We start from the raw sequence: 24,080 nt of genomic DNA, 5'->3' as shown, positions 1-24,080 counted from the left end.
CGTCCTCGACCCCGGTAGATTCCCGCGGACCCATGCGAGCCGCGGGAAATCAGTCCGTCAATACTCGAAACGGGCGCCGAAGAAGAAGTAGCGGCCGTTGTCGTAGATCGCACGAGGGCGGAAGGATTCGCCCGCGAACTGGCGGATTTTCTCGTTGGTGAGGTTCACCGCGTCGAAGGTCAAGCTTGCCCAGTCGGTCAGCCTGAAGTCGAGCGAGGCGTCGAGCGATCCGAAGCCTTTCTGGTTGAGCGGCGAGGCGCGGTCGAAGGTGATGAAGAAATCGTCGCGCCAGTTGTAGGTCAGCCGCGCGCTGAGCCGTTCGTCTTCGTAGTAGCCGCCGACTTGGAACGCGTGCTTCGAATTGCCGGGAATCGGATCACCGCTGTCGGTCTTGGCGTCGGAGAAGCTGTAGTTGGCGTTGATGCCGAAGTTGCCGAACAACGGAGTTTGCGCGATCAGCTCGAGCCCCTTCACTTCGGCCGTGCCGCCGTTCGTGCGCCGGTTGATCGCGAACTCGCAGTCGTAGAGATCGGGATTGGTCGAGCCCGGCGTCGACACGCAGCGGGTCAGATCGGGCGCGCTGGTCTCGACCGAGAAGACTTCGTTGACGATGCGGTCGGTGACGAAGTTCTGCACGTCCTTGTAGTAGAGCGCGATGGCGAACAGCGCGTTGTTCGGCGCGTAGTATTCGAGCGACAGGTCGAACTGGTTCGCCCGGTAAGGTTGAACGTCGGCGCTCCCCCCCGAGCCGGTCAGCGCGCCCGGATTGAGCGCCACGCGCGGGGCGATATCGGTGTAGTCGGGCCGAGTGATGGTCCGCGCCGCGGCCGCGCGCAGCACCAGATCGTCGGTCAGGTCGAATGTGACGTTCAGGCTCGGCAGGATGTCGGTGTAGCTGCGCTCCTCGGTCACCGGGAGGAAGTCGCCGAAGGCGTTGGAGACCTGCCCCGGTCCCTCGGCGCCCTGGACGTATCCGCGCGAAACCTGATCGGTGCGCACCACGCGCACCCCGAGATTGCCGCGCCAGCCTTCGCCGGCGAAGCGCCCCATGACGTAGCCACCGTAGGTCTTCTCATCGACCGAGAAGATGTCCGAGTAGAGCGGGATCCGGTCGGTGGAGGCCGGGAAGCTGCCGATCAGGTCGCGGATGCGCGCGGGATCGGGCAGGAAGTAGTCGGTCAGCGTGCCCGAGATCGCGATATTGTCGAGATAGTCGTCGGGGGTCAGCCCGCCGCCGAACGAGGCAGCGGTGCACGCGCCGCCGTTGCAGCCGGTGTCGCGGAACGGGACGAAGAAGTCGCCGTAGGTGGTCGCTTGGAAGTCGGTCTTGCGGCTGTGGTCGGTATACTTGACCCCGACCTTGATCGCTTCGAGCACCCCGAGCGCGACCTCCTGTTCGGCATCGAGGTAGGCGAAGAACTCGCTGTCGTCGTTGCCGATCGAATGGTTCGAGGCAAATTCGAAAGCGAAGTCGTCCGGGTTGGTCGGATCGACGCTGTCGAACGATACCGTCGGTGCGTCGCCCGTCAGGTCGTAACTGAAATCGCTCGACCCGAGGAATTCCACGAACGGTTGGCGCACGGTGTCGCCGTCGGCATCGGTATAGCCGAGCTGCCCGCTGAGCGTGAGGCCGCCATCAGTCTCGTAGGAGAAATTGCCCGCGATATAGCGCGATTCGGCGTAGGCCTCGCGGTCGATGATATCGTAGACCTGCCCGAAGCCACCGGCTTCTCCGACGTTACGGATCGTGCCCGCGACGATGGTGTCGCCGACCACGGTCTCGTCGGTCAATTCGGTGGTTCCGCCGCCGAGACCCGAGCGCGAGGGCCAGGCGAGGAAGTTGTAGTTGGTGTTGTTGGCGTTGAAGCGCGTCCACAGCCCGCTGATGCCGAACTCCAGATTGTCGCTCGGGCGGAACTGAATCTCGATATTGCCGCCGAGGCGTTCGCGCTTCTGCAGAAATAGCGCCGAGCCGATCAGCACCGGCACCTGCCGGCCCTCTCCGGTCGGATCGAGCCCGGGATCGTAGCCCAGCACCTCGATACCGTCGCGGCGTACATCGCGCTGCTGGAAGACGCCGGCGGCGAGGATGCCGAACGTCCCCGCCTCGTTCGACCAGCTCACCACGCCCGAGATCTGCGGATCGAGCGAATCGGCCTTCTCGGTATAGGCGCCTTCCACCGAAAGCGCGGCGACGAAGGGGTCGAGATCGAGCGGCTTGCGGGTCAGCACGTTGATCGTGCCGCCAATGCCGCCTTCCTCGATGTCGGCGGTCGGGCTCTTGAACACCTGGACTTCGCCGACGACGTCGGAAGGCAGCACAAGGTAGTTGAAGTTCCGGGTCGCGGTCTGCTGGTCGAGGATGAACCAGTCGGCGGTGGCGACCCCATGGCCGTTGACCAGCGTGCGCGTCTGGTTGGGCGCGAGCCCGCGCAGCGAAACGCGCTCGCCCTCGCCATATTCGCGGTTGGTCACCACGCCGGGGACGCGCTGGAGCGACTCGGCGACGTTGCGGTCCGGAAACTTGCCGATGTCCTCGGCGGCGATGGCATCGACGATGGCGCCGGCGTTGCGCTTGGTGGCGACCGCATCGGCGAGCGAGGCCCGAATGCCGGTGACGATGATCGGCTCGCCGGTCGTGCCCTCAGGCGGCGCCGGATCGGCCTCCTGCGCCAGAGCGGCGCCGCCGCTCAGCGCAAACGTCGACACACCAAGCACCCATGCTACGGACTTCCTCATAGCTTTCTCCCCTTTGTCCGACGCTGCCGCGGAGCCTTCCCACTCCGGAACCGGGCGGTCGGTTCTTCTGCAGCATGGTTTAGGACAACCTTGTTGCCAATTGCAATACCAAACTATAACCAATGGTTGTTTCTGAAGCGAATTGGTAATATTGGTCTTATATGGCTTTGTCGGTGGTTTCGTGCTGGAACGGCAATAAGCGGCAACTTTCAGGGATTTGAGCGGGTGAACGCACTTCAGGGCCTCAAGAGCACCTTCAATACCACGGCCGGGACACCGCTATACCAGCGGCTCACCAAAGTCCTGAGAGGCGCGATCGAGTCGAGCTTGTGGGATGCCGATGACCCGCTCCCCTCCGAACGGGACATCGCCGAAACACTGGAGATTTCGCGAGTCACGGTGCGCAAGGCGATCGACGGGCTGGTCGAGGATGGCCTACTGGTCCGCAAGCGCGGATCGGGTACTTTCGTTGCCGGCCGCGTCGAGAAAAGCTTCGCCACCCTGACCTCGTTCACCGAGGACATGGTCTCGCGCGGGCGCAAGGTCCGCAGCGACTGGTTGATGCGCGAGCGCGGGCTGGTCACGCCCGAGGAATCGCTCAGCCTCTCGCTCAGCCCGGGCGCGGCGGTGCTGCGGTTCCACCGCCTCCGCTGCGCCGACAACGTCCCCATGGCGATCGAGTACGCCACCGTCCCCGCCGCATGCCTGCCGTCGGAACATGCGGTGGAGGATTCGCTCTATGAGGCGCTTCGCATCCGCAACCAGCGCCCGGTCCGCGCGCTCCAGCGCTTGCGCGCAGTGCTCTTTACCGAGGAACAGGCGAAACTGATGCTGGTCGAACCCGGCAGCGCCGGGCTGTTCATCGAGCGCATCGGCTTCAACGCCGCCGGCGCCGCGGTCGAGTGGACCCGCTCCTACTATCGCGGCGATGCCTACGACTTCGTAGCCGAACTCAATCTCGGCAACTGACATCCGGCAAGGATCGCGCATGACTGACACTGCCCGCGAAAACGCCACGCTGATGTTCGCCGAAGCCGGCGAGGCGCACGAATGCGTCGCCCGGCAAGCAACCGATTCGGCCGAGGCGATCGCGGAGATCGGTGCGGCTTTGCGCGCGCTCGAGCCGCGACTGATCGCCACCGTCGCGCGCGGAAGCTCCGATCACGCCGCGACTTATGCCAAGTATCTGGTGGAGACGGCAGCCGGCGTGCCTGTAATCTCCTGGGCCCCCTCGGTGAGTTCCCTCTACGACGCCGAGAGCGCGCTCGAGCGGGCGGCCTGTCTGGCGATATCGCAATCCGGCCGCAGCCCTGACATCATTGCGGCGGCGCGAAGCGCGCGCGAGGGCGGCGCACGGCTGGTCGCACTGGTGAACGAGGTTTCGTCCCCGCTCGCCGAGCTGGCCGACCACGTCGCGCCGCTGCATGCCTTTCCCGAGACATCGGTCGCCGCGACCAAGTCCTATCTCGCCTCCCTCGCGATGATCGCCCGGATCGTGGCCGCCTGGGCGGAGGATGAGGAACTGCAGTCCGCGCTCGCGGCGCTGCCCGAGCGGATGGCCGAAGCCTGGGAGCTCGACTGGAGCGCGGCAGACGAGAAGCTGGCGGGCGCGCAGAGCCTGTTCGTCATCGGGCGCGGCATCGGCCTTTGCGTGGCGCAGGAAGCAGCGCTCAAGTTCAAGGAGACTTGCCGCATCCACGCCGAAGCCTACAGTGCCGCGGAAGTCCTGCACGGCCCGGCGGCCATCGTCCGCCCTCGCTTCCCCGTCCTCGCGCTGGCGCAGGACGATGCGACCGCCGGCAACGTCATCGAAACCGCGGAGAAGCTCGCCGAAATGGGCGCCGAAGTGATCATTGCCGGAGCGTCGGCGCGCGGATGCCTCACGCTGCCGACCCTGGCCAGTGACCCGCGCCTGCAGCCGATCCTGCTCGCCCAATCGTTCTATCGCCTCGTCAACCGGCAAGCGGTAGCGCGGGGGGAGAACCCGGATTCCCCGCCGCACCTCAGCAAGATCACGGAGACGACATGACTGCGAAGGCTTTCGTTGGCGGCAGGATCCTCGCCGGCGGGCGCTTCCTGGAAGGGCGCGCCGTTGTGGTCGAAGACGATCGGATCGCCTCGGTCGTCGACGAATCCGAGCTTCCCGGCGATGCAGAGCGGATAGAGCTCGATGGAGCGCACCTCCTGCCCGGCTTCGTCGACATTCAGGTCAACGGCGGCGGCGGGGTGCTGTTCAACGACGATCCCTCGGTCGCCGCGATCCGCACCATTGCCGAAACCCACGCGCGCTTCGGCACGACCGCGCTGCTGCCGACGCTGATCAGCGACGACCTCGACAAAGTGGCCGCTGCGATCGAAGCGGTCGAACGCGCGATCGCCGAGGGCGTCCCCGGCGTGATCGGCATCCATCTGGAGGGCCCCTTCCTCAGCACCGACCGCAAGGGCGTCCACGACGAGACCAAGTTCCGCCCCTTCCTCGAAGAACATGTCGAACTGATGTCGCGCCTGCGCGGCGGGACCATGGTCGTGACGCTCTCCCCCGAGCAGGCCGACCCGCCCGTAATCCGCGCGCTGCGCGGGCGCGGCGTGCGCGTCTGCGCCGGCCACACCAACGCGACCTACGACGCGATGCGCGCGGCGCTGGACGCCGGAGTGACCGGCTTCACGCATCTGTTCAATGCCATGTCGCCGCTGACCAGCCGCGAGCCCGGCGTCGTCGGCGCGGCGCTGGAGGATCTCGAAAGCTGGTGCGGGCTGATCGTCGACGGGCACCACGTCTCACCGGTCACCTTGCGGCTCGCGCTGCGATGCAAGCCGCTCGACCGATTCATGCTGGTAACCGACGCCATGCCCTCGGTCGGGATGGAGGATGGCTGCTTCTATCTCCAGGGCCGCCGCATCCATGTCGAGGCGGGCACCTGCCGCGCCGATGACGGTACGCTTGCCGGTTCCGATCTCGATATGGCCCGCGCGCTGCGCAACGCGGTCGAGACGCTCGACCTCGATCTGGCGCAGGCGGCGGCGATGGCCTCGACCCACCCGGCGGCCTTCCTCGGGTGCGAGCGGGACCACGGGGTGCTGCGTGAGGGCGCACGCGCCGACTTCGTGGTGCTGGGCAGCGGATTGCAATTGCAATCGACCTGGATCGGAGGGCGCAAAGTTCATGGCTGACGTGAGAAGACCAGGGATTGCGACCGCGCTCCTTGCGCTGATCGCCGGAGCCGGGATGCTGACGCCGGCTATTGCCGAAGCGCCCCGAAGGCCCGCTGGGGACGCCGAAACGATCGGCGCGACGCTTGATCTCACCTATCGCGTGCGCGCCAATCGCGGCGAGGGATCGTGCCGGCTCCCGGACGGCCGGGTCAGCGGAGACCAGCCCTGCGCCGAGGCGGAGATCGTCCTCAGCACTTCGCGTCCGCTCGCGCTGGCGGGGCGCGAAATCTACTTCAGCCAGGTCGATCCGGTGGCGCTCACGTCAAACGGCGGCGCGCATGTGGAGCATATCAACGGCGATCTCCACGTACTGCGCTTCGCGTCGGATGCGCGGCCGTTGCAGCCGGGCGAGAGCCGCCGCATTGCCTTCGTCGTCGGCGGGTTGATCCTCACCCGGGCCAAGGTCATGCCCAACTACTACGTCGTCGATCCGCGAGGCGACGCGGCGATCATCGACAGCACGCGCGAGGTCGCAGGGCTTTACCAGGGCAGGAAGACTCTGCCGCATCTTGCGCCGCTACCCGGCTCGGTACGCCGATCGAGCCGCGACCTGACGCCGCTGGAGACGCCGGAACTGGTCGGTGCGGAAAATCGCGACGTGGCTTTCGCCCCCGACACGGTGGATAGCGGGATCATCCCCATGCCGAGCCACGTCGAACGTGATCCGGGCGGTGCGCGGCTCGATCTCGCGCGTGGTCTCACGCCAAGCGGCGATGCCCGACTGACCGCAGCACTGGCGCCGGCCATGGCGCGCCTTGCGGCGCTCGGCGTTCCGCAGGCGCGCGCTGGTGTCCCACTCGTCGTCGAAACCGATCCGGCGCTGGGCCACGAGGCATATCGGTTGCGGATCACGGGCGAGACCATCTCGGTCGCCGCGGGCGATGCCGCGGGCGCATTCTATGCGGTGCAGAGCCTCGCGGCGCTGGTGCGTCCCGGTCATAGCGACATCCCCGCACTCGCGATCGAGGATGCCCCGCGCTTCGGCTTTCGCGGACTTCACCTCGATATCGCGCGCAACTTCCACGGCCCCGAGACGATCCGCGCGCTGATCGATCAGATGGCCGCCTACAAGCTCAATCGGCTCCACCTCCATCTCGCCGACGACGAGGGATGGCGGCTCGCCATCGAGGGCTTGCCCGAACTGACCGAAGTCGGCGCACGGCGATGCCACGATCTGGAGGAAGACCAGTGCCTGCTGCCCCAGCTCGGCAGCGGTCCGTTTGCCAAAGGTTCGGGAAGCGGCTTCCTCTCCGCCGAAGACTATGTGGGCCTGCTTCGCTACGCTGCCGAGCGGCAGATCGAGATCATTCCCTCGTTCGACATGCCCGGCCACTCGCGAGCGGCCGTCCGCGCCATGGATGCGCGCTACCGCAGGCTGGTCGCAGCCGGGCGGCCGGAGGAAGAGGCTGCGCAGTTCCTCCTGTCCGATCCGGAAGACACCACCACCTATCGCTCGATCCAGCACTATTCGGACAACACGATCAACGTCTGCCGCCCGTCGACGTACCGGTTCGTCGGACACGTTCTCGACCGCCTGATCGCAATGCACGAAACGGCTGGAACGCCGCTGGAGCGCTATCACATCGGCGCCGACGAAACCGCGGGCGCCTGGGTCGAATCGCCGATCTGCCGAGAATTCCTCGCCCGCGGCGAAGGCCCGTCGGAGGTCGGGGATCTCGGCGGCTACTTCATCGCGCGCGTGGCGAATATGGTGGCCGAACGGGGCGTGATCCCGGCCGCATGGAGCGACGGCCTGTCGCATGTTGATGCGGCCGCGCTGCCCGATCGCGTCCAGTCAAACGTCTGGGGAACGCTGGCCGGCGGCGGCGCCCAGACCGCCCACCGGCATGCGAATCTGGGGTGGGACGTGGTCCTCTCGATCCCCGATGCACTCTATTTCGACATGCCCTATGCAGCCCATCCCGAGGAAGGCGGATACTACTGGGCGATCCGCCGGGCGCCGACTCGCAAGCTGTTCTCGATGATGCCCGAGAACCTGCCCGCATTGGCGGCCTACTGGCGCGACAACGACGAGCGCGCGCTGACGGTCGACGACCGGCCGGGCCGCGGCGAAGCCTCGCATCGTCCGCTCGAGGAAGGCCGCAGGTTCGCCGGTATTCAGGGCCATCTCTGGACCGAGACGATCCGGGATCGCGGGACGTTGGGATACCAGCTCTTTCCCCGAATGTTCGCACTTGCCGAACGTGCCTGGCACCGACCGTCCTGGGAGGTGCCCTACGACCATGCGGGCACGCGGGTCGGTTTTGGCGACCCTTTGGTGGGGGCCGATCGCCGCGCCGCGATAGCCGCTGACTGGAACCGCTTCGCCAGCATCGTCGGTGCGAAGGAACTGCCCAAACTCGCCGCGGCCGGCTGGAGCTTCCGTCTGCCGACAGCGGGCGTGGTGCGCGAGCACGGCGTCGTGCAGACCAGGGTCGCGATCCCGGGCCTTTTGATTCAGTGCGATGCCGGAGCGGGATGGACAGAACTGGCAAGCTGCAAGCCGGGACCCGACAGTAAAATCGAATTGCGCACCGCTCTTGAGGCAGATGGACCTTATGGGCGTGCGACCGAGATCGACGTCGCTGATGGCACGCAGGTGGCTCAGGTCGAGTGATTCCCGTGAATGCTCCGGTCACTCGACACACCGATCCAAAGCACCGTCCAGCAGATATCACGCCGAATTGGATCGTCACCCTCGCCTGCGCCCATAACGATACGCGGCTCGCTGGCTCGTGGCGACCGCCTTCCTGCTCCTTCCGTCCTTGGCCACTCAGGCAAGTTGAATTGCTGTCGGCCTCCCCTCCGCGTCGACGGCGACTAAGGTGAAGCGCGCAGTCGCGGCGTGTCTTCGGGCCCCGCTCAGAAGAGCCTCGGACCACAGCTCGACGGTCACATGAATCGAACTGCGACCGGTCTTCGTCACATCGGCCACCAGCTCGACCATGTCGCCTTCGCCGATCGGTGCGGTGAAGTCGATCCGCTCGGAGGACGCCATGACCAGCACGGCCCGTGCGCGGCGCGTTGCGGCGATGAACGCGGCTTTCCCCATCATCCGCAGCGCATCGCCGCCATAGAGGGTGCCGTAGTGATTGGTCTGGCCCGGGAAGACCATTTCGGCGAGCCGCAGCACGCCTTCAGGCTTGGCAGTTGGGTTCAGCGCGAGGGGCGGCAGCGGCAGTAGGGTGTCCGGCCCCTTTCGTGCCACGAGTGTGAAGCGTCCACGGGTGCAAAGGCGACGCTCTCCCGATACCGGCGCCTCGGCGATGAGTTCTACCTCGATCTCGAGCGAACTCGTGCCGACGCGCACCACGCGTCCGGTGACCTCGACCATTTCGCCTTCGAACGCGGGGGCGGCGAAGTCGATCTTCTTCGACGAGGCGGTGACGAAAGGCGCACGGCCGTGTCGCGACGCCGCCAGGAACGCGACTTTGTCCATGTGCGCGAGGGCGACGCCCCCGAACAAGGTGCCGTGATGATTGGCGTCGCCCGGGAATACGATGTCGATGAGCTGAACCGCCGGCCCCACCCTCTCGCTCGGGTCTTGAATCGTCACCAACACATCAGGCTCCCACTTGCGCTTTCGAACGCAGCTTCCGCGCCGCCCCAACCATCGACGCGATTGCCGGCTTCACCTCTTTCCAGGCCCGCGTCTTGAGCCCGCAGTCCGGATTGACCCACAGCTGCTCGGGACGCAGATGCGTCTGCGCCAGGCGCATAAGAGCGACCATCTCATCCTCGTCAGGCACGCGGGCCGAGTGGATGTCGTAGACTCCGGGCCCGATCGCGCCGGGATAGCGGTACTGCGCGAAGGCTTCGAGCAGTTCCATCTGCGAGCGTGCGGTCTCGATCGAGATCACGTCGGCGTCCATCTTCCCGATCGAGGGCAGAATGTCGTTGAATTCCGAATAGCACATGTGGGTGTGGATCTGGGTCCCGTTCCCGACGCCTGCTGCGGCAAGGCGGAAGCAATCGACCGCCCAATCGAGGTAAGACTGCCAGTCGCGCCGACGCAGCGGCAGCCCTTCGCGCAGCGCCGCCTCGTCGATCTGGATCGCCTTGCATCCGGCGCCTTCGAGGTCGAGCACCTCGTCACGAATGGCGAGCGCTATCTGGCGACAGGTCTCATCGCGCGGTTGGTCGTCGCGGACGAAGCTCCAGTTGAGGATTGTCACCGGCCCCGTGAGCATGCCCTTGACCGGTTTGTCAGTCAGATCCTGCGCATAGCGCCACCAGTCGACCGTCATCGGCGCGGACCGCGATACGTCGCCGTAGAGGATCGGCGGACGCACGCAGCGCGATCCGTAGCTCTGCACCCAGCCGCTGACGGTGAAGGCGAAGCCGGCGAGTTTCTCACCGAAGTACTGCACCATGTCGTTGCGCTCGAATTCGCCATGCACGAGCAGATCGAGTCCCACCTCCTCCTGCCAGCGGATCGCCCGTTCCGTCTCGGCGCGCAGGAAGGCGCCGTAGGCCGCCTCATCCATTGCGCCGCGCTTGTACTCCGCGCGCGCCTTGCGCACCTCCCGCGTCTGCGGGAACGAACCGATGGTGGTGGTCGGGAAGGCCGGTAACGCAAGCACATCGGCCTGCACTCGAGCGCGTTCCACATAACTCGCGCCACGCTCTCGCATCGCGGGCGTAAGCCCCGCGACACGCACACCCACCGCCGGATCATGGATGCGCGCCGACAGATGGCGAGACGCGAGCGCTTTTTCGGCCACCTCGAGTTCCTCGGGCACCACTTCGCGGCCATGGTTCAGCACACGCTTGAGCAGATCGAGTTCCTCGATCTTCTGCACTGCGAACGCGAGCCACTGCCTCACTTCTTCGTCCAGTCTCGTCTCGAGAGCGAGATCGACCGGCACGTGGAGCAATGAACATGAGGGCGCGAGTACGAGATCGCGCTCCGCCGCAAGTGGAGCGAGCCGATCAATCAGGCTTGCGATATCGGTCCGCCACACGTTGCGCCCATCGACGACGCCCAGCGATAAAAGGCGGTCTTCCGGCACTGATTCGACCACCGCGCCAAGTTGATCGGGCGCGCGGACGAGATCGATATGGAGCCCGGCGACCGGAAGCGATGCGGTCAGTCCGAGATTATCGCCCAGGCCACCAAAGTAGGTCGTCAGCATCAGCTTCGGACCGGCGCCTGCCAGTTTGGCATAAGCGCGAGTGAAGGCGCGCCGCTGGCGTTCGGACAGATCCGTGGCAAGGATCGGCTCGTCGATCTGCACCCATGCGGCGCCCGCCTGCGCGAACAGGCGGAGGAGGGTCGCATAGTGGCCGAGGACATCGTCGAGGAGGTCGAACGGATCGACTCCGCGTCCCTTCGCGAGGCTGAGCCAAGTGATGGGACCGAGCAGCACCGGGCGCGTTTCGAAACCTTGCGCCCGGGCTTCGCGGTATTCCTCGAGCGGCTTGAAGTGACCGAGCCGAAGTGTGCAGCCCGATTCGATCTCCGGCACGATGAAGTGGTAGTTGGTGTCGAACCATTTGGTCATTTCGCCGGCGGTGACGTTCGCGGGTGCGTTGCCGCAGCAATCGCCAGTGCCGGCCGCGCCTCTCGCCATCGCGAAATAGGTTTCGAGATCGGCAGGATCCATTCTCTCGCCACCATAGCGTGCCGGAATGGCCCCGAGCATGACGCTGGTGTCGAGCACGTGGTCGTAGAGCGAGAAATCGTTGGAGGGCAGCCAGTCTGCGCCGAGCTCGTCCTGGCGGGCCCAGTTGGCTCTACGCAGGTCGGCGGCGGTCTTTTCGAGTTCCATCCGGGTCATCGTCCCGGCCCAGAACTTCTCGAGCGCGAACTTGAGTTCGCGGCGCGGGCCGATACGCGGAAATCCAAGTGTAGCAACGGTGACGGTCATCTTCATAGAACCCCGATGAGGACGGGGGACCGATCGGGCACGCACGCCGGACACGCTGCGGGAAGCCCAGCCGCGCGTCATGCAAGCGACCAGACCGGGCACCCCGCCGGTGGACGTTATCGCGTCGGAGGCAGGTCTCCTGGCTCGCGGGTCAAAGCAGACAGTCAGGCCTTCCCGGCGGATACCCGCCAGTGACATATCTCGACTGTCCGCTCGCCGCTTACAGTTGCGGGGGCAGCGCCGGCATCGCACCGGCTTCCCGTCTTAGCTCCGGGACGGCAGAGGCCGCCGCGGAGAACCTCGACATGCGCTTACTCGGAGGTCTGCTCCTCGAAGTCAAGTCGGATATAAAGACATCTTTATATCGCTATGTTGGGGAATGCACGAGACGCGCTTGGAGTTGAAATTTCAGCACGATGTGCCGGAAGGACGCCTGCCTTGTTCCAATTTCCGCACCGATACGCCACAGGGACGCGCGATGACACTGGGTACCGAGCTAGCGTTCATACGGGAGAACCGCCGCTGGTTAGGCGCCGGCTTCCTACTGACGCTATTCTCTTCGTTTGGCCAAACCTTCTTCATCGGTCTGTTCGGCAACGACCTGCGGCGGGATTTCGGCCTCACTGCGGGCGGTTTTGGCGCTATCTACATGGTCGCGACGCTGCTGAGTGCAGCGAGCCTCCCTTGGCTCGGGCGAACGCTCGACCTCATATCCGGTTGGAAGGTGGCGGCGTTCACCATTCCCATTCTGACGCTGGCATGCCTGTTGATCGGCACCGTCCAGGGAATTGTCGGCCTTACCATTGCGCTCTTCATGCTGCGCCTGTTCGGTCAGGGCATGATGACGGAGATCGCCTTCACGGAAGTGGGGAGGTGGTTCGAGGCCAACCGCGGCCGTGCGATGGCCATTATTACGCCCGGTTTCCAAGTCGGGAACGCCGTTCTGCCGGTCGTCGCCGTGTGGCTTGCTGCGCTGGTCGGATGGCGCGACGTATGGCTGGCATCGGCACTGTTGCTGGCGATTGTCGCGTGGCCGATGCTCGTCGGGCTGCTACGTGTCGAGCGGGCGCCAGTCACGACGATGGCGCCTCAGCCCCAGTCCCATCGAGCGAAAGATTGGACGCGCGCCGAGGTACTCCGGGATCCGGTTCTCTATATATTGCTCGCGGGAACGCTGGCGCCGCCGTTCATCGGGACGACGATCTTCTTTCACCAAGGCTATCTCGTCGAACTTCGTGGATATGATCCGCTCGTGTTTGCCTCCGCCTTTCCTGTCATGGCGGTGACAACGGTATTCTTCGGCTTTGTCTGCGGCTATCTGATCGACCGCTTCGGCGCGCTTCGCATTCTTCCCTTCTTTCTCCTTCCGCTGGCGCTCGCCTCGATCGCCGGCGGCCTCGTGACGCCAGCGTGGGGCATCTACCTTTTCATGCTGCTGCTGGGCGTAAGCAATGGGTTCACGCAGACGCTGCTCGGCGCCCTTTGGCCCGAAGTTTACGGGACTGCGAACCTGGGAGGAATTCGGGCGATCACCGTTTCTGCGATGGTTTTTGCAACGGCTCTCGGGCCGGGAATTTCGGGTGCGCTCATCGATAGGGGCATCGACTTGCCCGTGCAAATGATCTGGATGGGGATTTGGTGCCTGGCGGCTTGCGCTGTCCTTACCTCTGCAGCATCGCGAATACGCAAACGAAAAGCTGCGTAGCTATTGCCGGTCGGCACCTTCAGTCCACTGCGGCACCAGTCGCGGTCATTTCGAACCCAGATGGCAACCCAAAAATCCGTCGATATCGGCGGTATGTTCACCTCCTGATCGGCCGCACGGGTCATGCCATCGGCCTTCTGAAAATGCACGGCGCTTGACGATATACCTACTAGAAGGTAGGCAACTGGTGTGAGCAAACCGACGTCCACTTCCGAGGCCATCCTGGCATGCGCGCGCTCACTCATCGTTGAGGGCGGCTATAATGGCTTCAGTTATGCCGACATCGCGAAGGTAGTGGGAATCCGCAAGGCGAGCATCCATCACCACTTCCCCACCAAGGCCGATCTGGTTCGTGTGCTGGTCGCACAGTATCGCGAGGAAGCTGAAGCGGGAATGGCCTATCTCGAACGTCAGTCCCCTGACCCGCTCGATCAGCTTCGGTTCTATGTCGGCTATTGGCGATCCTGCATCACAAGCGCCAGCGCGCCATTCTGCATTTGCGCGCTGTTGGCGACCGAGATCCCTGCTCTCCCCGAAGAGGTAGGGCTCGAGGTGCGGGCGCATTTCCGGTTCCTGTCAGCTTGGCTGACATCCGTCCTCGATCGCGGTGTGCGCCTCGGCAAGGTTCATTTGACGACAACTCCCCACGGTGAAGCCGAAGCATTCATGGCGACCGTTCATGGCGCAATGCTCTCGGCGCGGGCCTATGGCGATCCGGCCATGTTCGGTCTCGTGACGGATCCACTGATAGAACGACTGGCCCCGGCGATGGCCGCCTGATCTCAGACCACCGTAGATGCAATCCGCCTATAGATATTTACCTCATGCACCTACCTACTAGTAGACAGAAAGAGTTATATGTTCGGAATTTCCCCGCTCGGCTGGGTTCATACGCTCGGCAGCCTTCCCGCCATTCCACTGGCCGTTTATATGTTTGCCCGCCACGGACGGATCGTGCCGCGGTCGACCGCTGGCACGCTCTATTTCATTTCGATGCTGATCGGCGCAGTCACGGCGTTCGTCGTTGCGCGCCAGCCGGTGAGTTATGGCATCGGTGCGGCCACTCTCCTACTGCTTCTCGCGGGCTATGGCGTCGGGCGAGTTTCGATCCTGGGCCGCGCGGGCCGGTATCTCGAAACTGTCTTCCTCAGCCTGACCGCATTCCTACTGATGGTGCCCACCGTAACCGAAACTTTGCGCCGGGTCCCGGACGGCCATCCGCTTGTTACCGATCCAAAAGCGCCGCTACTCCTCGGATCGCAGGTTACGCTCTTGGCCATCCTCGTCATCGGCTTGACCGCGCAGCTTATCCATTTGCGCCGGCTAGACCGGCTCGCGCTGGAAACCGGGCCGGGCAAAACGAATATCCGATAGTCGGGACGATAGTGGTCCGGCCTTCTCGTTCCGCCGACAAACCGGTTGCTGTCGCATCCCTTGGACAGCCCGGAGCGGACGGTCACGCTACCCTGCCGTAGACCAACACCGGAAGCAGAGAAATGCTCACTTTGCCGACATTACTGTTGCTCGAACACGCTTGAGCGCGCCGAAAGCTGCCCTCCGTCCTGTGAGATGCGGACAGAACCAATCGTACGAATTAGCTTCAGAAACTTTTGGTGAGCATCAGGCCAATCGTGCGGGGGGTGGGCGGCGTGTTGTAGGGATCGTACCCCAGCACGCTACCGACAATGCGTGGCGGCCTTGTATCGAACAGATTGGCGATGACCAGCTGCATCTCGCTGTTGGCCAGCCTTGAGCTGTTCGTCAGCCGTTCAAGATCGAAACCGAAGAACAGCGATGCGGTGGTGTAGGAGCCAATCTTGCGGAGCTGTTCCCCCGGACGATTGTCCGTAAAGCCATCGACATAATTGACGACGCTGCCGATGGAGAAGCCCTCCCTCCCCCAGATGAACGTACCGTTGAGCCGCAGATCGGATGGCTGCGCATAGCCGTCGAGCCGGGAAACAGCCTGTCCGTCGCTCGCCGTGAGATCCAGGTTCAGGATATATTGTCCAGTCATATGCATGCTGGCCCTTCCGTCCAGCAAAGGTGCTTGATAGCTCAGCTCGAAGTCGAGACCATCGGTCTTCTCGACGGCGAAGTTCTGGGGCCGGATGTCGGCGATGGCCTGAACTTGTGAGAGCAGCTCGTCGGGAATCTGGCTCGCGCTGCTATAAATTACTGTGCCGCCATCGTTCACAAAGGGAATGCCCGTGGCGAACCAGCGAAATACCGTGGGATTGGTGACGATGCTCCGGACCAGTTCGGGGCTGGGATTGGCAACGTTGAAGGCCTGAAGATCGGGGAGTGTGGCGCTGTCATTCTGATCCGGCGTGACGACACGGCCGGAAATCCGGATGCTGTAATAGCCGGCCTTGAGCGTCAGCCCTGGAGCGAAAGCGGGCGTCAGGTCCGTACCGATCGTAAAGGTGTCGGCATTCTGCGTCTTGAGGTCCGGATTGGCACCGGCGCGAAACATCATCAGCGCATTCCCGTCCGGCAGGGCCGGGTTCTGGTCGGCCGGATCGAGGAAGGTATAGGGATGGCTCCAGAACGACACCTGCTCGGCAATGCCGATCGTGTCGCGCAAGCGCGGCACAAGGAACGAGCGGGCATAGGTCCCGCGCAAGGCGATCGCATCGTTGATCTGCCAACGCGCGCCGATCTTGGGCGCCAGCGCATCATCGAAGCCCAGGTCCTCATAACGCAGCGCGCCGGTGACACTGAGCGAACGAACGAAAGGAATGTCCTGCGACGGTCCGACCAGCGGCAGATTGATCTCGCCGAAGAGAGATTTGATCTCCCGCTCGCCGCCATCGAGGTGGAAGAAGATCGCCGCGTCGGTGCGTATCGTCTCCTTGCGATACTGCGCCCCGCCTGCAGCAATCGCAGCCCCGCCGGGAAGATTGAATAGCGCGGTCTGGCCGCGCAGCTCCGCCACGAACAAGCTGTTCGTGTGCTGATAGCTCGTCCAGGGATCATCAAATGGCGGCAGACCATAGTGCAGCTTGCTGCCGGTCTTGTTGCGCCCGTAGTCGACATTGAGGTCGACCGAGGTGCTCCCCGCGCCCTGCCAGTGCAGATTGCCGTAAACCGAATATCCGGTCGTGCGGGTGTCGTAGAAACGGTTGTCTTCCGGTTCGTCGATATAACGGATCACCGCGTCGCGATCGCGCTGAAACCGGGACGCATCGACCGAGAAGGTGAAATCGCCAAAATCCTGTTCCAGCCCGCCATAGAAGCCGGTGACGGTTTCATTGGGAAGCTGCGTGATCTGAAGCGGCGTATCCGACACCATGATCGGGTCTTCGATGAAGGCGTCGCGGCGCTGGTACATCGTCATGCCATAGACATGGCCGCTACCCCATGAATGACCGGCCAGTGCGCTGGCCTCCCAGTTTTTCGCCCCGGTCTCTGTCGCCGTCGAACCCCGCACGCGCAGTTCCACACCGTCCTCCGGTTTGCGTGTGACGATATTGACGACCCCTGCCACCGCGTCGGCGCCGTAGGTGGCCGATGCGCCATCGGAGATGATATCGATGCGTTCGATCAGAGCAGAGGGAATGACAGAAACGGTAGAAGCTTCGACCATGCCGACCGAAGCCATGCGGCGGCCGTTGAGCAGCGTCAGCGTCGCGTCCGAGGCTAGCCCGCGCAGGGCAAATCCGGCAAAGGCATCATACTGATTATAGGTGGTCCCTCTGCCGAGAGTTGAACCGATCTGCGCTGCGGAGGTGCCAAAATCGCTGAGATCGCCCGTAAAGTTCTGAGGGATGGTCAGCATATATTCCGAGAGCGAGCCTGCACCGGACTGGACGATATCGGCCTTCCCGTAAGTGAAGACCGGACTGGCGACATACTCCTTCGGCAGCCCCCGGATCAGCGAGCCGGTGACGACAATCTCACCTGATGAGCTGCTTTCATCACGTGTGTCTGTCCGCGTCTCTTCTCTGGGTGCGCTACCCCTATCTCCATCCTCGGGGGCTTCCTGCGCATGGGCGGGAAACGGCAACGCGCTGGCCAGGGAAAGAACGACAGCTTGTCGCGAGAATGAATGCAGCAACGTGAACCCCCAAAAATGATATGTAACATCATAACTTTGAGGTGCTACGTTGCGGAATGTCAACCGATAACCGAATACGGAACTGAGAGGTTAGCCCGGGAAGCCCGCTTGATGCCTAATGATGCCTCCTGGTTTTTATATCTGCCGGCACCGCAGTGCAACATTGCAACCCTCGCCAGCGAATTGCTGGGTTCTACTCCTTTGCGGATGTGCCTTACCCTCTCCCGATCAGGAACAGGCGGCGGCACGGGCAAGAAGGAAGGCTTTCTCACGCATGTTGCGGGTAAGCCCGGCAGCGGTCTCGAACTCGGACCGGGCCTCGGCCATGCGGCCAGCGCGAAACAGAAAATCCGCCCTCGCCGCTGGCAAAGGCGCGTAGTTCCGCAGTGCAGCAGCGTCAGCGATCTCGTCCACCAGCCTCAGCCCTGCCTCGGGTCCGAAGGCCATACTATGGGCGACGGCACGATTCAGTTCGACCACTGGCGAGGGCATTGTCGTTCGCAACCGGTCGTAGAGCTCGGCGATGCGGCGCCAGTCGGTGTCTTCCGCCCGACGAGCCCGTGCGTGGCACGCAGCAAGCGCAGCCTGCAGCGCGTAAGGGCCGTTCGCTCCGCCGAGCGCTTCGGCTCGGCCTAGCGCATCGAGACCGCGGCGGATCAGCAGTTGATCCCAGCGCGCACGGTTCTGCTTGGTGAGCGGTGTGAACGCGCCGTCGGGCCCAGTGCGGGCGGACAGCCGCGAAGCCTGCAATTCCATCAGCGCGAGTAGGCCGAGTACCTCCGGTTCGTGCGGCATCAGGCCTGCGAGGATGCGCCCGAGCCGCTGCGCTTCAGTGCAGAGTGCCGGACGAACGAGATCGTCGCCCGTGGTCGCCGCATAACCTTCGTTGAAGATCAGGTAGATCACCTCGAGCACTGACGCGAGCCGTGCCGTCCGATCGCTTCCGCGCGGCACCTCGAAGGCAAGGCCGGCCTTACCGATCGTCTTCTTCGCCCGAACGATGCGCTGGGCGATCGTCGGTTCACGCGAGAGGAAGGCACGCGCGATCTCCCCGGTCGTGAGGCCGCCGATCAGCCGCAGCGTCAACGCCGCACGCGCTTCGGGGGAGATCGCCGGATGACAGGCGGTGAAGATCAGGCCGAGCAGCTCGTCGCCGAGATCGTCGTCCATCGCCGCCTCGAGTTCCTCGACACTGGTGTCGCGAGCATTGTCGAGCTCGCGGGCGATCTCGGCGTGCTTGCGCTCCTGCATCCGGTCACGGCGGATGCCGTCGATCGCGCGCCGCTTGGCCGCTGTCATCAGCCAAGCCCCCGGATTATGCGGAACGCCGCTCTTCGGCCATTCGGACAGCGCGATCAGCAAGGCCTCCTGCGCCAGCTCCTCGGCCTCGTCGACGTCCCGCATCATGCGAGCCAGGCCCGCAATGAGCCTAGGTCGCTCGATCCGATAGACCGCCTCGATCGCCCGGTGGGTCTCGTCCGCCGCCATGCTGCCTTCTTCCGCCAAAGGCGCGAGGGAGGCAAGCGAGGCGGCGAAACGAGCGGTTACTGGCCGGCGAGCCGCTGCTCGTTGCGGGCATGGATCTCGGCCCCTTCCGGCGTCATGGTTTCGGCGAAGTCCTCCATCGAGACCACCGGGCGCAGTTCGAGCTCGCTTGGCCCCGGCATCGGATTTGGGCAGCGCTTGGCCCAGGCCAGTGCCTCGTCCATGTCCTTAACCTCCCAGATCCAGAAGCCGGCGACCAGTTCGCGCGTCTCGGCGAATGGACCGTCGATCACCGTCCGACCTGGACCGTCGAACGCGATCCGCTTGCCTTGCGAGGACGGCTTGAGCCCGTCGCCGCCGACCATGATACCGGCATTGATCAGTTCCTCGTTGTACTTGCCCATCGCCTCGATCAGCTCTGCAGAGGGCAACGCCCCCTGCTCACTGTCCTCGGTCGCTTTCACGAACACCACCACACGCATCATCTGTCTCCTTGTTTGAGCCAGCCTCATCAGCCTGGCATCGAAACGACGAACGAGGTTTCCGGAAATCGACAGCGTTGGCCACTTTTTTTCCATCGATAAGTGCGACCCGACTGACCGCTTCAGGTCAGGGCTCGCGATGGTGCTGCGACGTTGCAATGTCGGCGTTCCGGATCGACTGGGGGCAAAATGGGGAACGTCGCTACCGTCCCTCGCCTTAAACAGCCGATAGAGTTTCTTGAGGCCTGCCGTCCGTTCAGACTTCGCTGCGACGGAAACAGTCGGTTGCGTGATCGTTGACGATGCCGACCGCCTGCATCCAAGCATACACGATCGTCGGCCCGACAAACTTGAACCCTCGGTGCTTCATCTCCTTCGAGATCTTCTCCGACAATGGCGAGTTGGCGATCCATTCTCGGCCGCTGCCCTGGATCCGCTTGCCATCGGTAAATGACCAGCAGAAGTCGGCAAAGCTCTCGCCGCCCGCGGCCATGTCGCAATAGATCCGCGCGCCTGCGATCATGGCCCGGATCTTGGCCTGGGCGCGGATGATATCCGGGTTAGTCATCAACCGCACGACATCCTTCTCGCCAAAGCTGGCCACAATCGCCGGATCGAACCCGGCGAACGCTCTGCGGAATGCTTCCCGCTTTCTGAGAACAATGATCCAGGCCAGGCCGGCCTGAAATCCCTCGAGCATCAACATCTCCCACAGCATGCGCGAGTCATGCTGCGGCACACCCCATTCCTGGTCATGATAGGAGGCCATCAAGGCGTCGCCCTCGGCCCATGCGCATCGCGGGTGCTCTTTCATCATCTCGCAGACCTTCATCAAACAGTCGGAATGGTACCGCCGTCGATCACATATTCGGCGCCGGTGATCGTGCCGGCCCGGTCAGACGCTAGAAACGCGATCAGGCTCGCCACCTCCTCCGGTTTCGAAGGCCTGCCGATCGGGATGCCGCCGAGCGAGTCCATGATCATCCGCTTGCCTTCCTCGATATCGGCACCGTGCTCAGCCGCCAATCGCTTCGCCAGATCTACCGACGCCTCAGTTTCGATCCAGCCCGGCGCGACGCTAGCTACACGCACGCCCTTCGGCGCAACTTCCTTGGAGAGGCTCTTGCTGTAGGTCGACAGCGCCGCTTTGGCGGCAGCGTAAGCCGTCGTTGCCTCGGGTAGCGGTAACGCGCGCTGGATGGAACTCACGTGGATCACGACGCCGCTGCCACGTGCCACCATCTCGGGAACGAGCTCTCGATCGAGGCGTACCGCGGGCATCAGGTTGAGAGCGAGCTCCTGCTGCCATTGCGCGTCACTCAGGGCGGCATAGCCTCCCGCCTGCGACGACGAGCCGCCCAACATGTGGATGATGATATCGGCACCGCCCAACCGTTCACGCACGGCTTCGGCCAAGACTGCGCCATCTTCGGCCCGCATAAGATCGGCGGCGACGAACTTCGAGGCCGCCAGACTTTCGGGCTTGGTCCGGGCCGTCGTCAGGACACGGGCGCCCAGTTCCTCGAACAAGGCCACCGTGGCGGCTCCCGCTCCGCGGGTGCCGGAGGTGATCAGCGCGCGCTTGCCTGCAAGTGTGACGAACGGGATCACGAGACGATCTCCAGTTCGGCGATCTTTTCGCCATTGAGGACAAAGAAGTAGCGCAAGTCGACGGGACTGCCGGGGAAGTCACCGACCAAGTGGCAGGCAACGACGATCCGCCCATCTTCGTCAGCGATCGAGAATGGCTCCGCGGCGTAGTTGTACTTTGCCGAGGACTGATCCTTCCACCGGCGGATCGCGTTGCGCCCTGCATAGGTGTGCCCCTCGTCCCTGACGACAGCCGCCGGAGTAAAGCATGCGGTGATTGCCTCAGCGCTCGGGCGTTTGTCCGCTTCGAAGTAGCCAGCAATTGGTTTGGGTAGCTCGATAGCCATCGCTCATCTCCTTTGGCGAATGACCGGACTGGTCGTTCGCGGCTTGGCCCAATTTAGCTATGGACGAACTCGCCGATAATCGGGACAAAGTTGGATGAAACGTCACGATTTGAGGGACAATGATGAGGCAAAGGCTGGTCGAACTCGATGCGGTTCTCGCGATCGCCCGACGACGGTCGTTCCGTGCCGCGGCACTTGATCTCGAGATGTCGACCACCGCGCTCAGTAACGCGGTCGGCAAACTGGAGCGGCAACTCGGCGTACGCCTGTTCAATCGGACCACCCGCAGCGTTTCGTTGACGGATGCCGGACGAGACTTCGTCGAACGGATTGGGCCAGCGCTGCAGGACATCCACGATGCGATGAACGCGGCACGCTCGCAGCAGGAGATTCCGTCGGGCACGCTACGCATCAACGCCTTCGCGACGGCGGCACGCGAAATCCTGTCCCCGCTCATCCTGAATTTCCTGAAGCTCTATCCTCAAGTCAACATCGATCTGGTCACCGAAGGCAGGCTTGTCGACGTCGTCGCCGAGGGGTTCGACTTCGGCGTTAGGTCCCGGGATCTGGTGCCGAGTGATATGATCGCCGTGCCATTGGGTCCGGCCCGAAGAAATGTGGTGGTGGGCTCGCCGGCGTATTTTCAGACGCACGGCAAACCGCTGGTGCCACCGGATCTCCTGCACCATGCATGCCTGCGGATACGGCTTCCCAACGGCGCTCCATATCGCTGGCAGTTCGAGAAGAACGGTCAGCCGGCGCAGATCGACGTCGCCGGCCCGATCACGCTCGACGAGGCGAGCCTTTCACGCATCGCCCTGCTGGAAGGCGCGGGCATCGGTTATGTCATGGAATCCGACGTGCGCGACGATCTCGAAGCGGGGCAGCTGGAGATGGTGCTCGAAGACTGGACCCCGCAACTCGCCCCCTTGGCACTCTACTATCCGGGCAGCCGACATCCCTCCGCCGCGTTTAAGGCCTTCATCGATCTCGCGCGTAGGTTCTCGAAAGAATCCAGCGGGAGGAAGTAGCTGTCACCGACAAAGCGGCCGTTCGACGACCCGTTCGTGATACTCAAAAGCTGCCTTCCATTCAGATTGCGACCTCGCATTGTCGCCAACGCATAAAGATCAACGCTGGATGCCGCAGTTCAAGCGCAAGATGCGGGATGTAGCACCGAGGGTCTCTACCTATTGCTGCTGCCATGGAAACAATCAAACACCGCATCGCGACGTGCGACTACGCTGGCCTTGCGGAGAGCCTGGACGCGCAGGGTTGGGCCCGTGTGCCGAGTCTCCTCACGTCCCATGAATGTCAGGCAATAGCCTCGCTGTACTCAAGCGTCGGGCACTTTCGCAGCCAGGTGCACATGGCCCGGCATGGCTTTGGCAAGGGGGAATACCGGTACTTTTCGTACCCGCTGCCACCGCTCGTCGCAGAGCTGCGGAGAGGCTTCTACCCCTACCTCGCCCCCATCGCCAATCGTTGGCACGAGCGCATGCATATCGACGTACGCTTCCCCCTCGACCATGAGGGTTTTCTGAAACGCTGCCATACGGCAGGACAGCTAAGGCCGACACCGCTCCTGCTTCGCTACGGTTCAGGAGACTTCAATTGTCTTCACCAGGATCTCTACGGCGAGCACGTGTTCCCTCTGCAAATGGCCATTCTACTGTCGGACCCTGCAACTGAATTCTCAGGCGGAGAATTCGTTGTGACCGAACAGCGGCCACGCATGCAGTCCCGGGTCGAAGTCCTGCCGCTCACGCAGGGCGACGCGGTGGTATTCGCCGTCAATGCGCGGCCGATAGCGGGAAGCAAAGGCGACTACCGGGTAAAAATCCGGCATGGTGTCAGCACCGTGCGTCATGGTCTGCGCCATAGCCTCGGGATCATATTCCACGATGCAACCTGATGGCGCCGTCTCCGATCTGTTTGCCGGGGCTCGCAAACGAGTACCGCTGGATTGTGGCGCGTGGTTGCTGGGCGGCTTCGCCCTGCACGAGACGCCGGTCCTCCTCTCCATGATAAGGGAGATCGCTGATCAAGCCTCGTTTCGTCACCTCGAGACGCCGGGCGGAAGGCGCATGTCGGTGGCCATGACGAATTGCGGCAGCGCCGGTTGGGTCAGCGACCGCCGCGGATACCGCTATACGGACCGTGACCCGTTGTCGGGAAGAACCTGGCCATCGATGCCCCCATTGTTTTCGGCTCTGGCGCGCCGCGCCGCAGAGGTGGCGGGTTACGGCAGCTTTGCGCCTGACGCCTGTCTCATCAATCGCTACGCGCCGGGCACGCGCCTCACACTTCATCAAGATCGAAACGAGGCTAACCTTGATGCGCCGATCGTCTCGGTATCGCTCGGGGTGCCGGCAATCTTCCTTTGGGGAGGTCAGAGGCGCAGCGATAGAATCCGCCGCCACGCGCTTCATCACGGCGATGTTGTAGTTTGGGGAGGCCCTGCACGGATGACGTTTCATGGCGTCGATACGATCGCCAAAAGCAATCACGATGATACGGGCGAACTGCGGTTCAATCTGACTTTCCGAGCCACGTAACCACGGAGCGTCGCAGAAGGCTGCACCGACT

18 protein-coding genes, 1 pseudogene and 1 riboswitch are annotated in these 24,080 nt (G+C 63.6%); of the genes and pseudogenes, 10 read left to right on the top strand and 9 right to left on the bottom strand.

Annotated features, from left to right (window positions below; genetic code table 11):
* Positions 1–57 precede the first annotated feature (57 nt).
* Positions 58–2,739, bottom strand: a complete 2,682-nt coding sequence (locus D2V04_RS10070) for a TonB-dependent receptor (protein ID WP_119513533.1) — start codon at positions 2,737–2,739, stop codon at positions 58–60.
* 225 nt (positions 2,740–2,964) lie between these two features.
* On the opposite strand from D2V04_RS10070, the gene D2V04_RS10065 reads away from it, so the two are divergent.
* The 4 genes from D2V04_RS10065 to D2V04_RS10050 are packed head-to-tail and all read left to right on the top strand — an operon-like array spanning position 2,965 to position 8,569.
* Positions 2,965–3,708 carry a GntR family transcriptional regulator gene (locus D2V04_RS10065; protein WP_119513532.1) on the top strand — a complete coding sequence of 248 codons (744 nt, stop codon included), beginning with the start codon at positions 2,965–2,967 and terminating at the stop codon, positions 3,706–3,708.
* A 19-nt stretch (positions 3,709–3,727) separates the two neighbouring features.
* Positions 3,728–4,768 carry an SIS domain-containing protein gene (locus D2V04_RS10060; RefSeq protein ID WP_228766363.1) on the top strand — a complete coding sequence of 347 codons (1,041 nt, stop codon included), beginning with the start codon at positions 3,728–3,730 and terminating at the stop codon, positions 4,766–4,768.
* Positions 4,765–5,910: an N-acetylglucosamine-6-phosphate deacetylase gene (gene nagA / locus D2V04_RS10055; protein ID WP_119513531.1), complete on the top strand. Its 1,146-nt coding sequence runs from the start codon at positions 4,765–4,767 to the stop codon at positions 5,908–5,910. The genes D2V04_RS10060 and nagA overlap by 4 nt, the downstream gene beginning before the upstream one ends.
* The gene (locus tag D2V04_RS10050; protein WP_119513530.1) at positions 5,903–8,569 is read left to right on the top strand and encodes a family 20 glycosylhydrolase; all 2,667 of its coding nucleotides are present in this window, start codon (positions 5,903–5,905) and stop codon (positions 8,567–8,569) included. The genes nagA and D2V04_RS10050 overlap by 8 nt, the downstream gene beginning before the upstream one ends.
* 156 nt (positions 8,570–8,725) lie before the next feature.
* Here the strand turns inward: D2V04_RS10050 and D2V04_RS10045 are convergent, their stop codons facing one another.
* Complete coding sequence (locus tag D2V04_RS10045) at positions 8,726–9,508, bottom strand: acyl-CoA thioesterase (protein WP_228766362.1); 783 nt, start codon at positions 9,506–9,508, stop codon at positions 8,726–8,728.
* 7 nt (positions 9,509–9,515) lie between these two features.
* Complete coding sequence (gene metE / locus D2V04_RS10040) at positions 9,516–11,828, bottom strand: 5-methyltetrahydropteroyltriglutamate--homocysteine S-methyltransferase (RefSeq protein WP_324186870.1); 2,313 nt, start codon at positions 11,826–11,828, stop codon at positions 9,516–9,518.
* Between the two features lie 106 nt (positions 11,829–11,934).
* A riboswitch (cobalamin riboswitch) is annotated at positions 11,935–12,127 on the bottom strand.
* Positions 12,128–12,201: 74 nt separating this feature from the next.
* Between metE and D2V04_RS10035 the strand changes: the two genes are divergently transcribed.
* The 3 genes from D2V04_RS10035 (at position 12,202) to D2V04_RS10025 (ending at position 14,901) form a co-directional block, all read left to right on the top strand.
* The gene (locus D2V04_RS10035; RefSeq protein WP_228766361.1) at positions 12,202–13,527 is read left to right on the top strand and encodes an MFS transporter; all 1,326 of its coding nucleotides are present in this window, start codon (positions 12,202–12,204) and stop codon (positions 13,525–13,527) included.
* 189 nt (positions 13,528–13,716) lie between these two features.
* On the top strand, positions 13,717–14,307 hold the full coding sequence (locus tag D2V04_RS10030; protein ID WP_119513528.1) for a TetR/AcrR family transcriptional regulator: 591 nt from the start codon (positions 13,717–13,719) through the stop codon (positions 14,305–14,307).
* A gap of 78 nt (positions 14,308–14,385) precedes the next feature.
* On the top strand, positions 14,386–14,901 hold the full coding sequence (locus tag D2V04_RS10025) for a hypothetical protein (protein WP_119513527.1): 516 nt from the start codon (positions 14,386–14,388) through the stop codon (positions 14,899–14,901).
* Positions 14,902–15,127: 226 nt separating this feature from the next.
* On the opposite strand, the gene D2V04_RS10020 is transcribed toward D2V04_RS10025, so the two are convergent.
* The 6 genes and pseudogenes from D2V04_RS10020 to D2V04_RS09995 form a co-directional block, all read right to left on the bottom strand.
* Positions 15,128–17,587, bottom strand: a complete 2,460-nt coding sequence (locus D2V04_RS10020) for a TonB-dependent receptor plug domain-containing protein (protein ID WP_182849728.1) — start codon at positions 17,585–17,587, stop codon at positions 15,128–15,130.
* Between the two features lie 228 nt (positions 17,588–17,815).
* On the bottom strand, positions 17,816–19,075 hold the full coding sequence (locus tag D2V04_RS10015) for an RNA polymerase sigma factor (RefSeq protein WP_119513600.1): 1,260 nt from the start codon (positions 19,073–19,075) through the stop codon (positions 17,816–17,818).
* 128 nt (positions 19,076–19,203) lie between these two features.
* Positions 19,204–19,554, bottom strand: a pseudogene (locus tag D2V04_RS10010) (YciI family protein); the annotation flags it as partial.
* A gap of 256 nt (positions 19,555–19,810) precedes the next feature.
* A complete protein-coding gene (locus D2V04_RS10005; protein ID WP_119513598.1) occupies positions 19,811–20,368 on the bottom strand; it encodes a DNA-3-methyladenine glycosylase I in 558 nt (185 codons plus the stop codon).
* A 17-nt stretch (positions 20,369–20,385) separates the two neighbouring features.
* Positions 20,386–21,165 (bottom strand): SDR family oxidoreductase, encoded by a 780-nt coding sequence (locus D2V04_RS10000; RefSeq protein WP_119513525.1) that lies wholly within the window; start codon positions 21,163–21,165, stop codon positions 20,386–20,388.
* On the bottom strand, positions 21,162–21,491 hold the full coding sequence (locus D2V04_RS09995; protein WP_119513524.1) for a nuclear transport factor 2 family protein: 330 nt from the start codon (positions 21,489–21,491) through the stop codon (positions 21,162–21,164). The genes D2V04_RS10000 and D2V04_RS09995 overlap by 4 nt, the downstream gene beginning before the upstream one ends.
* 119 nt (positions 21,492–21,610) lie before the next feature.
* Between D2V04_RS09995 and D2V04_RS09990 the strand changes: the two genes are divergently transcribed.
* The 3 genes from D2V04_RS09990 (at position 21,611) to alkB (ending at position 24,049) form a co-directional block, all read left to right on the top strand.
* The gene (locus D2V04_RS09990) at positions 21,611–22,522 is read left to right on the top strand and encodes a LysR family transcriptional regulator (RefSeq protein ID WP_119513523.1); all 912 of its coding nucleotides are present in this window, start codon (positions 21,611–21,613) and stop codon (positions 22,520–22,522) included.
* A 173-nt stretch (positions 22,523–22,695) separates the two neighbouring features.
* On the top strand, positions 22,696–23,406 hold the full coding sequence (locus D2V04_RS09985) for a 2OG-Fe(II) oxygenase (protein ID WP_119513522.1): 711 nt from the start codon (positions 22,696–22,698) through the stop codon (positions 23,404–23,406).
* Positions 23,396–24,049, top strand: coding sequence for a DNA oxidative demethylase AlkB (gene alkB / locus D2V04_RS09980; RefSeq protein ID WP_119513521.1), 654 nt, complete (start codon positions 23,396–23,398; stop codon positions 24,047–24,049). Before D2V04_RS09985 ends, alkB begins: the two co-directional genes overlap by 11 nt.
* Positions 24,050–24,080: the final 31 nt, after the last annotated feature.

The sequence above is a fragment of the Pelagerythrobacter aerophilus genome (genome assembly GCF_003581645.1).
In the GTDB taxonomy this organism is placed as follows: Bacteria; Pseudomonadota; Alphaproteobacteria; order Sphingomonadales; family Sphingomonadaceae; genus Pelagerythrobacter; species Pelagerythrobacter aerophilus.
The sequence above is the reverse complement of the archived record's forward strand: the minus strand, read 5'-3'. Positions and strand labels throughout refer to the sequence as shown.

Coding starts and splice junctions, on each gene's coding strand:
- D2V04_RS10025 (WP_119513527.1), top strand. CDS start 14,386: ATGTTCGGAATTTCCCCGCTCGGCTGGGTTCATACGCTCGGCAGCCTT.
- D2V04_RS10035 (WP_228766361.1), top strand. CDS start 12,202: ATGCACGAGACGCGCTTGGAGTTGAAATTTCAGCACGATGTGCCGGAA.
- D2V04_RS09990 (WP_119513523.1), top strand. CDS start 21,611: ATGATGAGGCAAAGGCTGGTCGAACTCGATGCGGTTCTCGCGATCGCC.
- D2V04_RS10015 (WP_119513600.1), bottom strand. CDS start 19,075: ATGGCGGCGGACGAGACCCACCGGGCGATCGAGGCGGTCTATCGGATC.
- D2V04_RS10070 (WP_119513533.1), bottom strand. CDS start 2,739: ATGAGGAAGTCCGTAGCATGGGTGCTTGGTGTGTCGACGTTTGCGCTG.
- D2V04_RS09995 (WP_119513524.1), bottom strand. CDS start 21,491: ATGGCTATCGAGCTACCCAAACCAATTGCTGGCTACTTCGAAGCGGAC.
- D2V04_RS10050 (WP_119513530.1), top strand. CDS start 5,903: ATGGCTGACGTGAGAAGACCAGGGATTGCGACCGCGCTCCTTGCGCTG.
- alkB (WP_119513521.1), top strand. CDS start 23,396: ATGCAACCTGATGGCGCCGTCTCCGATCTGTTTGCCGGGGCTCGCAAA.
- D2V04_RS10005 (WP_119513598.1), bottom strand. CDS start 20,368: ATGAAAGAGCACCCGCGATGCGCATGGGCCGAGGGCGACGCCTTGATG.
- D2V04_RS09985 (WP_119513522.1), top strand. CDS start 22,696: ATGGAAACAATCAAACACCGCATCGCGACGTGCGACTACGCTGGCCTT.
- nagA (WP_119513531.1), top strand. CDS start 4,765: ATGACTGCGAAGGCTTTCGTTGGCGGCAGGATCCTCGCCGGCGGGCGC.
- D2V04_RS10060 (WP_228766363.1), top strand. CDS start 3,728: ATGACTGACACTGCCCGCGAAAACGCCACGCTGATGTTCGCCGAAGCC.
- metE (WP_324186870.1), bottom strand. CDS start 11,828: ATGAAGATGACCGTCACCGTTGCTACACTTGGATTTCCGCGTATCGGC.